Raw genomic sequence first — 11382 nt, forward strand, 5'->3', positions numbered from 1 at the left:
TGTGATTCAAGCTGTGAATGGAACGATTTGTACTGACGGACGCCCAATGGGCGAGGATGGAACCGCATTGTCTTGACAAGACGAGTGACCCTGGCCGCAGCGGGCGGGACAATCGGCTGTTTCTGGAAGCGGTACTTTGGATTGTCCGCACTGGCAGTCCGTGGCGTGATCTGCCTTCGATGTTTGGCAACTGGAGCACGGCCTACCGCCGGTTCAACGACTGGCGCCGCGCTGATGTTTTCAAACGGATTTTCGACGCGGTATCTGATGAACCCGATATGGAATACGCCATGGTCGACGCCACGATCGTCAAGGTCCACCGTCACGGCCAGGGCGCAAAAGGGGGACTCAAAGCCAGGCCATAGGCTGTTCCAAAGGTGGCATGACAACCAAAATCCTGGCGCTGACGGATGCCCTGGGCAACCTTGTGCGCTTTCGTCTCATGCCGGGCAATCGCCATGACGGCATCGAGGTCCCGCCACTGATCGACAACGTCGAATTCGGTGGATTGATCGCAGACAAGGCATTCGACAGCAACGCTCTGGTCGCAGAACTCAACGAAAGAGGCGCCCGGGTCGTCATTTCCCAGCATCCGGCCCGGGCACTGAAGCTGAAAATCGACCGCGAAATCTACAAATGGCGTCATCTGGTCGAGAATTTCTTCTGCAAGCTCAAAGAGTTCAAACGCATCGCCCTGCGCGCCTGCAAAACAGACCAGAGCTTCCAGGCAATGATCTACCTCGCCGCAGCCGTCATCAACTCACGATGAATCCCCACAAACCCTAGGTTCTGTACCTATTGCCATGACTACGGGGCGTCTGATTCAAGTCTGTTTGGAGGACTTGGAACATGGCGGAACTTTTCTGGCTGAACGACACGCAATGGGCTGCGATCGAACCATTGCTGCCGAAGCTTGGCGGCAAGCCTCGGGTTGATGACCGCCGGGTGCTGAGCGGCATCCTGCATCGCTTTCGCGAGGGCTTGCGATGGCGAGCGCTTCCTGAGGCCTATGGGCCACGAACCACTGTGTTCAACCGGTTCAACCGCTGGAGCCAGCGTGGCCTCTGGCAGGAGATCTTCGCGGCGCTTGTCGCCTGCGCGGATCCGCCGCGCATCGCCATGGTGGACAGCACCTCGGTTCGGGCACATCGCGCGGCCGCGGGCGGTAAAGGGGGGCGCAAAGCCAGGCCATCGGCCGGTCGAGGGGTGGACGGACGACCAAGATCCACGCCGTCGCAGATGAGCAGGGACGCATCGCCGCACTCCTCCTGACGCCAGGACAGGCCTCCGACATCAGCGGCGCGAGGGCGCTTCTGCCCACAATACCGCCACCAGAAGAGCTGATCGCCGACAAAGCCTACGACGCTGATGATCTTCGCGCCTTCCTCACCCGCCAAGGCACCAGGCCGGTGATCTCGCCCATGCCCAACCGCCGCGCCATTCCGCACTTCGACCCCGTCGCCTACAGAAAGCGCAATCTCATCGAACGCGCCTTCTGCAGGCTCAAGGACTGGCGCGCCATCGCCACACGATATGACAAAACCGCACGAAATTTCCTCGCTGGTATTTGCCTCGTCCTCGCCGTCACATCATGGATCAGTTGAGTCCAGAGCCTAGAGCATCATCCGATCCATCCGGATCGGATGTCGTGCTCTATCTTGTTGATAATTAGAGCATCTTTATCAGATCAGATGATTCCATCTGATCGGATGATGCTCTAATAAAACTGAAATCGAATCCGGTGATCCCCGCACTTTCCTGGGTCCGGCCCCGACAAAAACGCCGGTCTTTGTGCTGGTGTCGTTAATCAAATCTGCATGATTCTGAAATATTCCAAAAAGCAATTTCAAGCAGGGATTGCGCCGGGTCATGGGTTTTAGTTTTCGTAAATTTATAGAAAAATATCGAAATATAAACGTTCTCGGCGAATCCTTTGGTCTCGTCAGCTTCACGCCCGACGGCACGATCCTCGACGCGAACGAGCGGTTTCTCGGTCTTGCCGGTTATAGCCTCTCCGATCTTGCCGGCCGCCATCACCGCATCCTCGTTGCCCCTGCCGAGCGTGACAGAGCCGCCTATGCCGAATTCTGGCGCGGCCTTGCCGCCGGCACGTCCCGCTCCGGCGTGTTCCGCCGCATCGGCAAGGGCGGAAACGATCTCTGGCTCCGCGCCGTCTACTCTCCGGTGCGCAACCGTGCCGGTCGCGTCGTGCGGATCTCGGCCGCCGCCCTCGATCTGACTGCCGAAACCACGAATGCCGCCGCGAATGAGGGGCTCCTCAACGCGATCGGCCGCTCGCAGGCCGTCATCACCTTCAACCTCGACGGCACGATCCTCGATGTGAACGCCAATTTCCTCGACACGATGGGCTACGCGCGCGACGAGGTCATTGGCCACCGCCATGCCATGTTCGCCACCCAGGCCTATGCCGCGAGCCCCGCCTACGCCGCCTTCTGGGAGCGGCTGCGCAAGGGCGAGTTCTTCTCTGCCGAGTTCGAGCGCATCGGCAAGGGCGGGCGTCCCGTCTGGCTCCAGGCCACCTACAACCCTGTCTACAACGCCGATGGCAAGGTGACCCAGGTGGTCAAGTTCGCGGTCGATCTCACCACCCGCATGCGCGAGGTCGAGCTGGTCGGCGACGCGCTGGAGCGCTTGTCCGACGGTGATCTCACTGCCGGAATTGGCCGCGAGCTGATGCCCTCGCTCGACCGGCTGCGCGTCGATTTCAACGCCGCCGCGAACCGCCTGTCCGCGAGCATCGCCGGCGTCCGCCAGAGCACGGACGAAATCAACCTCGGCGTCACCGAAATCGCCGAGGCCGCGGGCGATCTCTCCGGCCGCACCGAGCGTCAGGCCGCCTCTCTCGAACAGGTCAGCACCCTGCTCGACAGCGTGACCATCGGTCTCGGCAAGACCGCCGCCAACGCCTCCCGCGCCGCCAAGGCGGTCGACGCCACCAGCGATGCCGCCCGCAAATCCCACGCCGTGGTGGGTGAGGCGGTGGCGGCGATGAACCGGATCGAGGCCTCCTCGCGCGAGATCGACCAGATCATCGGCCTGATCGACGAGGTGGCGTTCCAGACCAATTTGCTCGCGCTGAACGCGGGGGTCGAGGCCGCCCGCGCCGGCGAGGCCGGGCGCGGCTTCGCCGTCGTCGCCACCGAGGTCCGCGCGCTCGCCCACCGCTCGGCCGGTGCCGCGAAATCGATCAAGCAGCTCATCGCCCGCTCCTCCGAACAGGTCGGCGCCGGCGTGCGCCTCGTCGGCGAAACCGGAACCGCGCTCGACACCATTCTCCGCCACGTCACCGACCTGCATGGCCTGGTGGACGAAATGGCCACCGCCGCCGCCGAGCAAGCCGGCAGCCTCGCCAAGCTGAACGCCGCCACCGGCCAGGTCAGCGTCGCCGTGCAGCAGAACGCCGCGATGGTCGAGCAGACCTCGGCCGCCACCCACTCCCTGCGCGAGGAGATCGGCCGTCTCGCCCGGCGCGTCGCCGGGTTCCGCACCCTTGCCGGCGCAGCTTCCGCCCCGGTCGGTGCCGCGTCAGCCGCCCCGCGGAGGCTGCCCGAGCTGGTGTAGAGCATCATCCGATCCGGAAGGATCGGAAATTGCTCTGTGATTCTTCCCCTGAGTTGCGCGGGGGATTTCAGGTTCGGGGCGTTCGAGCCTTGCCAATCCTGCCGAACCGGATGATGCCCGGAGTCTCTCGGTCCCGACGGTGAAGCTGGCGCGCCATCGGCCGCGTCCGCCAGACGCCCCGCCTCTGGCGGTGGAAAACGAAAACGGCGGCGCAAATGCTGCGCCGCCATCTCCAGATTCAGCCTGAAGCCGCGCAGTGGCGCGCGGCTTATCGCAGCGCGGGGTCAGACCCCCGCCGCGGCCGCGACCTCCGCGGCAAAGTCTGTGGTGTCCTTCTCGATTCCCTCGCCCAGGGTGAACCGAACGAACCGGGTCAGCGTTGCCCCCGCGCCCTGGACGATCTTGTGCACCTTGCTTTCGCCATCGTGCACCCAGGTCTGCTCGAGCAGAACCACATCCTCGTAGAACTTCTTCACCCGGCCCTCGACCATCTTCTCGATGATCGCTTCCGGCTTGCCGGAGGCGCGCGCCTGGTCGGCCAGAACCGCCTTTTCCCGCTCCAGCGCCGCCGGATCGACATCGGCGATGCTCAGCGCGTCCGGCCTTGTCGCTGCGACATGCATGCCGATCTGCCGGCCCAGCGTCGCCAGCGCCTCGCTGGCCTTGCCCTCGAGCGCGACAAGCACGCCGATCTTGCCGAGGCCCGGCTTCAGCGCGCCATGCACGTAGGAGGCCGTGACACCGTCCTTCACCTCGGCCACCGCAACCCGGCGGATCGACATGTTCTCACCGACGGTCGCGACCAGGCTGACCAGCTCGTCCGCGACGCTGTGCGACGTGCCCGGATACGGGGCCGCCTTCAGCGCCTCGACATCCTCGCCCACGGTGAGCGCCAGCTTCGCTGTGGTCTCGACGAAGTTCTGGAACGCCTCGTTGCGGGCCACGAAGTCGGTCTCGGCATTCACCTCGACCATCGCCGCCCTGTTGCCCTCATGCGCAACGCCGACCAGGCCTTCCGCTGCGGTCCGCCCGGACTTCTTGGCCGCCGCGGCAAGACCCTTCTTGCGCAGCCAGTCGATCGCGGCTTCCATGTCGCCGCCGCTCTCGGTCAGCGCCTTCTTGCAGTCCATCATGCCCGCGCCGGTCTTTTCACGCAGATCCTTGACCATCGCGCCGGTGATTTCGGCCATGGGAGTTCTCCTCAGAAAATGAATAGTGCCGGGCCCGCCTCACGACAGGCCCGGAATTCGTCCCGCGTGGGGCTCAGGCCTGCGCCTCGGCGTCCTCGTCCGCCACCGCCTCGGCCGGCAGCTCCTCGAGCGCGCCGATATCGGCACCCGAAGCGGCCATCTCGGCGCTGATCCCGTCGAGCACCGCGTTCGCGACCAGGTCGCAATACATCGTGATGGCGCGGATCGCGTCGTCATTGCCGGGGATCGGATAGGTGACGCCCTCGGGGTTCGAGTTCGAGTCGAGCACCGCGACGACCGGAATGCCGAGCTTGTTGGCTTCCTCGACCGCGAGCTTCTCCTTGTTCGTGTCGATGATGAACAGGATGTCCGGCAGGCCGCCCATTTCCTTGATGCCGCCGAGCGCGCGGTCGAGCTTCTCGCGCTCGCGCGTCAGGTTCAGCATTTCCTTCTTGGTCAGGCCCTGGCCTTCGCCCGCCAGGGTCTCTTCCATCTGCCGCAGCTTGCGGATCGAATTGGTGATGGTCTTCCAGTTGGTCAGCATGCCGCCGAGCCAGCGATGGTTCACGTAATACTGGCCGCAGCGCTTCGCCGCATCGGCCACATGCTCGGCCGCCGCCCGCTTGGTGCCGACGAACAGCACCCGTCCGCCGCCGGCGGTGACGTTGCGGATCTCGCGCAGCGCGCGCTCGAGCATCGGCACGGTCTGCTGCAGGTCGATGATGTGAACCTGGTTGCGCACGCCGAACAGGTACGGCGACATGCGCGGGTTCCAGCGGCGGGTGTTATGGCCGAAATGCACGCCGGCTTCGAGGAGCTGACGCAGGGAGACGTCTGGCATCGCCATGATCTGGTATCCTTGTCTGGGGCCGCCGGGGCGGCGGCCATCCGGTTAAACCTCCACGAAGCCGAGCCTTGCGGCACCGGAACCAGCGCGCTGGATAAGGCGCTTCGTGTGCGAATTATCGGCATCCTCGCCCGAAAGCGTGCCGACACCCGCCGTATGGCCCAGATCTCCCTTCCGCGCAAGACATGGCAGATCACGCCCCGATCCATCCGGATCGGATGTCGTGCTCTATCTTGTTGATTATCAGAGCATCTTTACCCGATCAGAGGTTTCCATCCGATCGAATGATGCTCTAGACCACATGCCATGACCCCGCTCGCCCTCTATATCCATTGGCCCTTCTGCAAGGCCAAATGCCCCTATTGCGATTTCAACTCCCATGTTCGCGAACGGATTCCCGAGCAGCGGATCGCAGCCGCACTCCTCGCCGAGCTGGAGTACGAGGCCGCCCGTCTCGGCCCGCGCCGCCTGACCTCGATCTTTTTCGGCGGCGGTACGCCGAGCCTGATGGCGCCCGACAGCGTCGCCGCCTTGATCGGACGGGCGACGTCCCTGTTCGCCCCGGCGCCCGATCTCGAAATCACCCTTGAGGCCAACCCCACCAGCATCGAGGCCGGCCGCTTCCGCGCCTATCGCGAGGCCGGGGTGAACCGCGTCTCGATCGGCGTGCAAAGCCTCAACGATGACGCGCTCCGCTTTCTCGGCCGCGAGCATGGCGCGGCCGAGGCGCTGGAAGCGGTCGAACTCGGCCGCGCCATCTTCCCGCGCCTGTCCTTCGACCTGATCTATGCCCGGCCGGGCCAGACGCTCGCCGGCTGGCGCGCCGAACTCGGCGCCGCCCTCGACGTCGGGCTCGATCACCTCTCGCTCTACCAGCTCACCATCGAGCCCGGCACCCGCTTCGCCACCGCCCATGCGCGCGGCGATTTCGCGCTCCCCGAGGATGATGACGCCGCCGCGCTCTACGACGCCACTGCCGAGGAGGCGGCGCGATTCGGCCTCGTCCCCTACGAGATTTCCAACTACGCGAAGCCGGGCGAGGAATCCCGCCACAATCTCGCCTACTGGCGCTACCGCGACTATGCCGGCATCGGCGCTGGCGCGCATGGCCGGATCAGCCTGGGCGAGACGCTGCTCGCGACCCGGCGTCACCGCGCACCCGAAGAATGGGCGGCGCGGGTCGAGGCATCGGGGCATGGCAGCACCGAGGAGGTCGAGATCGGCGCCGATGAACGCGCCCGTGAGGCGCTGCTGATGGGGCTGCGGCTCGCCGAGGGAATCGACCGCGCCGCCTATGCCGCGCGAACCGGCCGCGATCTCCTCGGCCTGCTCGACCCCGACATGACGGCGCGGGCGATCGAGGCCGGCTATCTCGACATCACGGCGGCGCGGGTCACGGCGACCTATGAGGGGCGCAAGCGGCTCGATTCGCTGCTGGCCGCCGTGCTGGGCTGACCGCACGGCGTATCAAACCAATCACATTTTCGAGGGCTCATCGGGAAATAGCGTGACCAGTTTCCCGCGATCCCTCGCGAGCCGGTCAAAATGTCGCCATATCGGCGACTGGTCGGAGTGAGAGGATTCGAACCTCCGGCCCCTGCGTCCCGAACACAGTGCTCTACCAGGCTGAGCTACACTCCGCTGAGGCGCCCTATAGCCAAGGGTGAGGGGATAGGCAAGGCGAGGCTGGCGTGTTTCTGAAGCGCATCTCGCCGCACTGCCGAAACACGAACGCCGCGTTGACGAGATTTAACGGCGGTGTGGCGTCCTGATTATTCGCGATCCGGCCCATTGGGTGCTATGGAGCCGCCATGTCCCGACCTCTGAAAGCCGGCGAGCGGCTATCGAAATCCGAATCCCGGCGCCGCGGCCGCGAGACGCCACCCAAGGCGGCCACGCGCGGCGCGCCGAAGAAGAAGCGCCCCGGGCTTGCCGGATTTGCCGGCGGGCTGATCGTGCGTTGGCTCTACCGCCTCACCCTGCTCGGCGTGGTCGGCGGCGCGGTCGTCGGCGGCGGGCTGTTCCTTTATTTCAGCAACGGCCTTCCCGGCGTCGACCGGCTTCGCCATTACGAGCCGCCGCTCGAAACCCGGATCTATGCCGGCAATTTCCGCCTGATCGGCGCGCTCGGCACCCAGCACCGCATCTACGTGCCGTATGACCGCATCCCCCCGCTGGTCGCGGAGGCGTTCATCGCCGCCGAGGACAAGAATTTCTGGACCGAGCCGGGAATCGACCCGCTCGCCATCGTCCGCGCCGGGGTGGTCGACATGGCGCGCCTCGGCAGCCATGAGCGCCCGCTCGGCGCCTCGACCATCACGATGCAGGTGGTCAAGAACATGCTGCTCGACAACCGGATCGACTTCACCCGCAAGATCAAGGAGGCGATCCTCGCCGTCCGCGTCAACCGGGCGATGAGCAAGAAGCAGATCCTCACGCTCTATCTGAACGAGATATTCCTGGGCCAGGACAGCTGGGGCGTCGCCGCCGCGGCGCAGGCCTATTTCGACAAGCCGGTGTCGCAGCTCAGCGTTGCCGAAGCGGCGATGCTCGGCGGCCTGCCGAAGGCGCCGACCAATTACAATCCCTTCCTGCATCCGCAGCGCGCCCGCGACCGGCGCAACTGGGTGATCGGGCAGATGCAGGCGGACGGGTTCATCACCGCGGCCCAGGCGCGCGAGGCACTGGCCGCCCCCCTGATCCCGAGAGCCGCGTCCGGTCCTGCGGCGATTCCGGGGGCTGGATATTTCGTCGACGCGGTCGATGCCCAGCTCGTCAGCATGTTCGGCCGCAAGATGGCGATGGAAGGCGGGCTGATCGTTCGCACCAGCCTCAATCCAACTTTGCAGGCGGCGGCAACCCGCGCGATGCGCGACCGGCTGGTCTCCTACGATCATCAGTTCGGCGTCTATCGCGGCCCGGTCGCGCAGATCGACCCCGACGCCGTCGCCTCCGACTGGGCGCAAGCGCTGTCGCGGCAGCCGTCGCCGAAGGGGCTGATCGGCCACTGGCGGCTCGGCGTCGTCATCAGCGAGACCCGCCTGCGCGCGAAGATCGGCTGGCTCGGCAGCGGCGGGACGGCGGACCCGCATACCGGCACGCTGACCCTTGCCGCGATCCAGTGGGGCCGGCCGATGGTCCATGACCATCCGGGACCGCTGCTGCACGACATCGCGCAGATGCTCAAGCCCGGCGACGTGGTTATGATCGCGCCGAAGCCCGACAAGGGCGGAACCGTCTCCCTCGAACAGATTCCGAAGGTGGAAGGGGCGATGCTGAGCCTCGATCCGCAATCCGGCCGCGTGCTCGCCATGGTCGGCGGCTGGAGCAACCGGCTCAGCCCCTACAACCGGGCGATCCAGGCGCACCGCCAGCCCGGCTCGAGCGTCAAGCCGTTCGACTATCTGACGGCGATGCAGGCGGGCGTGCAGCCGGATTCGACGATCCTCGACGCACCCTTCGTCCAGCGCCTCGCGGACGGACAGATCTACCGGCCGGGCAATTACGAGAACGATTTCCTGGGGCCGGTGCCGGTGTTCTACGCGCTCCAGGAATCCCTCAACCTCGCGACTCTGCACCTGGTGCGGCGGGTGGGGCTCGCCAATGTCATCGCCAATTTCGAGAAATTCGGCGTGGTCAAGCACGCCCCGCTGATCTACCCGGCGGCGATCGGCGCGCTGGACACCACGCTCTGGCGCATGGTGCGCGGCTACGCCGCACTCGACGAATACGGCCGGCAGGTGCAGCCCACGCTGATCGACAGCGTGACCGCGCCGGACGGGCACATCCTGTATCAGGCGCCCGACCAGTCCTGTGCCAATTGCATGGACGGATCGGCCGGCCAGCCGCCGGTCCTCAACCGTCCCGGCGCCCGCCTCGCCGATCCCGACAGCGTCTATCAGGTCATCATGATGATGCGGAACGTCACCGAGCACGGCACCGGCGTGCCGGCGGTCAAGGGGTTGAACCGGCCGATCGCCGGCAAGACCGGCACGACCAACAATTTCAACGATGCCTGGTTCATCGGCTTCGTGCCGCAGATGGTCACCGGCTGCTGGATCGGCTTCGACAAGCCGCAGGATCTCGGGCGCAACCAGACCGGCGGCAATGTCTGCGGCCCGGCCTGGAACCAGTATATGAAGGTGGCGCTCAAGAACCAGCCGGTCATCCCCTTCACCCCGCCGCAGGGCGTATCGCTGCAGAATGTGAGCTTCCGCAACGAGACCGTCAGCGAGGCGTTCAAGCAGGGCCAGGTGCCGGGCGCGCAGTCCAACCCGGGGCTCGTCGCCGACGATCCGCTCGATCTCGGCGGCGCCATCACCCCGGCCTCGGCTCCATCCGGCACGCGCGATTTCTCCCCCACTCCGGGCGGCGCCACGCCGGCTGCCCCAGGCAAAGTCGACAAATCGCTGGGCGGGCTGTATTGACCGGGGCCCGGACCATCATTCCGACGCAAGCTGAAGAGAACAGAAAATGTCTGCCGAAACCCACTCGCTCGCCGAGCAGATCACGCAAAGCGTGGCCCTGCTGAGGAGGCATCTTTGACTGGGATGCCGCCCTTCGCAAACTTGAGGAACTGAACGCCCGCGCCGAGGATCCGACGCTCTGGGACAATGCGGACGCCGCCCAGGCGATGCTGCGCGAGCGTAATCGCCTCGCGACCCAGACCGAGGCGGTTCACACGATCGAGCGTGAAACCGAGGATGCGCTCACCCTCGCCGAACTGGCCGAGGCGGAGGGCGACCAGTCGGTGCTGGCCGAGGCCGAGGCGGCGCTGCGCCGCATTTCCGAGGAGGCCAAGCGCCGCGAGATCGAGAGCCTGCTCGCCGGCGAGGCCGACGGCAATGACTGCTATGTCGAGGTGAATGCCGGCGCCGGCGGCACCGAGGCGCAGGACTGGGCCGAGATGCTGCTGCGCATGTATACCCGCTGGGCCGAGCAACATGGCTACAAGGTGACGATGCTCGAGGAATCCGAGGGCGAGCAGGCGGGCATCAAGTCCGCCACGATCCAGATCTCCGGCATGAACGCCTATGGCTGGCTGAAGACCGAGGCCGGGGTGCATCGCCTGGTGCGGATCTCGCCCTTCGATGCCAATGCGCGGCGGCAGACCAGCTTCGCCAGCGTCTGGGTCTATCCGGTGGTCGACGATTCGATCGAGGTCGACATCAACCCGGCCGACCTGAAGGTGGACACGTTCCGCGCTTCCGGCGCCGGCGGCCAGCACGTCAACAAGACCGAGAGTGCGATCCGCATCACCCACGTCCCCTCCGGCATTGTCGTCGCCTGCCAGAACGACCGCAGCCAGCATCGCAACCGCGCCACCGCGATGGATATGCTGAAATCCCGCCTCTACGAGATGGAGTTGCAGAAGCGCGAGGAAGCTGCCGCGGCTTCCGAAAGTGCGAAGCGCGACATCGGCTGGGGCCACCAGATCCGCTCCTACGTGCTCGCCCCCTATCAGCTCGTGAAGGATCTGCGGACCAATTTCGAAAGCGGCAATCCGGACGCGGTGCTGAACGGCGATCTCGACGCCTTCATGGCCGCCTCGCTCGCCTCCCGCGTGGGGGCGACGCGCAGCGAGGCCTCGGCCCAGGCCGAATGACCCGGCCCGAGGCGGCGGGCTTTGCCGCCGTCTCGGAAGCCGGAGTGAATGCGGATGGCGGGACTTGAACCCGCACGCCCTGACGGGCAACAGATTTTAAGTCTGCTACGTCTACCATTCCGCCACATCCGCGTGGGGAAATCCGTTCCTGCCATGCC

The 11382-nt window shown here is 65.6% G+C and carries 8 protein-coding genes and 2 tRNA genes; 6 read left to right on the forward strand and 4 right to left on the reverse strand.

The window, feature by feature from the left end; all coding sequences use genetic code 11:
- The first annotated feature begins 17 nt into the window (after window positions 1–17).
- The 3 genes from HUW10_RS15680 to HUW10_RS15690 all read left to right on the forward strand — a co-directional run bounded on the left by HUW10_RS15680 (window position 18) and on the right by HUW10_RS15690 (window position 3582).
- Window positions 18–769, forward strand: a protein-coding gene (locus HUW10_RS15680) for an IS5 family transposase (RefSeq protein ID WP_174504335.1) whose coding sequence is annotated in 2 segments (ribosomal slippage) — window positions 18–348 and window positions 348–769 — 753 coding nt in all. Because the reading frame shifts where the segments join, the coding sequence is not laid out codon by codon here.
- Window positions 770–849: 80 nt separating this feature from the next.
- Window positions 850–1604, forward strand: a protein-coding gene (locus HUW10_RS15685; protein ID WP_371808631.1) for an IS5 family transposase whose coding sequence is annotated in 2 segments (ribosomal slippage) — window positions 850–1170 and window positions 1173–1604 — 753 coding nt in all. Because the reading frame shifts where the segments join, the coding sequence is not laid out codon by codon here.
- Between the two features lie 265 nt (window positions 1605–1869).
- Window positions 1870–3582: a PAS domain-containing methyl-accepting chemotaxis protein gene (locus tag HUW10_RS15690; RefSeq protein ID WP_174504336.1), complete on the forward strand. Its 1713-nt coding sequence runs from the start codon at window positions 1870–1872 to the stop codon at window positions 3580–3582.
- A 284-nt stretch (window positions 3583–3866) separates the two neighbouring features.
- On the opposite strand, the gene tsf is transcribed toward HUW10_RS15690, so the two are convergent.
- Complete coding sequence (tsf, locus tag HUW10_RS15695) at window positions 3867–4772, reverse strand: translation elongation factor Ts (RefSeq protein ID WP_174504337.1); 906 nt, start codon at window positions 4770–4772, stop codon at window positions 3867–3869.
- Between the two features lie 73 nt (window positions 4773–4845).
- The gene (rpsB, locus tag HUW10_RS15700) at window positions 4846–5619 is read right to left on the reverse strand and encodes a 30S ribosomal protein S2 (RefSeq protein WP_174504338.1); all 774 of its coding nucleotides are present in this window, start codon (window positions 5617–5619) and stop codon (window positions 4846–4848) included.
- A gap of 306 nt (window positions 5620–5925) precedes the next feature.
- On the opposite strand from rpsB, the gene hemW reads away from it, so the two are divergent.
- Window positions 5926–7074, forward strand: a complete 1149-nt coding sequence (gene hemW / locus HUW10_RS15705) for a radical SAM family heme chaperone HemW (RefSeq protein WP_174504339.1) — start codon at window positions 5926–5928, stop codon at window positions 7072–7074.
- Window positions 7075–7183: 109 nt separating this feature from the next.
- On the opposite strand, the gene HUW10_RS15710 is transcribed toward hemW, so the two are convergent.
- Window positions 7184–7260: transfer RNA gene (locus tag HUW10_RS15710), tRNA-Pro, on the reverse strand.
- 170 nt (window positions 7261–7430) lie between these two features.
- On the opposite strand from HUW10_RS15710, the gene HUW10_RS15715 reads away from it, so the two are divergent.
- The gene (locus HUW10_RS15715; RefSeq protein ID WP_236656443.1) at window positions 7431–10046 is read left to right on the forward strand and encodes a penicillin-binding protein 1A; all 2616 of its coding nucleotides are present in this window, start codon (window positions 7431–7433) and stop codon (window positions 10044–10046) included.
- Between the two features lie 46 nt (window positions 10047–10092).
- Window positions 10093–11224, forward strand: a protein-coding gene (prfB, locus tag HUW10_RS15720) for a peptide chain release factor 2 (protein ID WP_174504340.1) whose coding sequence is annotated in 2 segments (ribosomal slippage) — window positions 10093–10161 and window positions 10163–11224 — 1131 coding nt in all. Because the reading frame shifts where the segments join, the coding sequence is not laid out codon by codon here.
- A gap of 49 nt (window positions 11225–11273) precedes the next feature.
- Here the strand turns inward: prfB and HUW10_RS15725 are convergent.
- Window positions 11274–11356: transfer RNA gene (locus HUW10_RS15725), tRNA-Leu, on the reverse strand.
- Window positions 11357–11382 lie beyond the last annotated feature (26 nt).

The organism is Acidiphilium sp. C61, from assembly GCF_905116885.1.
Classification (GTDB): Bacteria; Pseudomonadota; Alphaproteobacteria; order Acetobacterales; family Acetobacteraceae; genus Acidiphilium.

Excerpts from the sequence above, each read along its gene's own strand:
- HUW10_RS15690 (WP_174504336.1), top strand. The coding sequence starts at position 1,870 with ATGGGTTTTAGTTTTCGTAAATTTATAGAAAAATATCGAAATATAAAC.
- tsf (WP_174504337.1), bottom strand. The coding sequence starts at position 4,772 with ATGGCCGAAATCACCGGCGCGATGGTCAAGGATCTGCGTGAAAAGACC.
- rpsB (WP_174504338.1), bottom strand. The coding sequence starts at position 5,619 with ATGGCGATGCCAGACGTCTCCCTGCGTCAGCTCCTCGAAGCCGGCGTG.
- hemW (WP_174504339.1), top strand. The coding sequence starts at position 5,926 with ATGACCCCGCTCGCCCTCTATATCCATTGGCCCTTCTGCAAGGCCAAA.
- HUW10_RS15715 (WP_236656443.1), top strand. The coding sequence starts at position 7,431 with ATGTCCCGACCTCTGAAAGCCGGCGAGCGGCTATCGAAATCCGAATCC.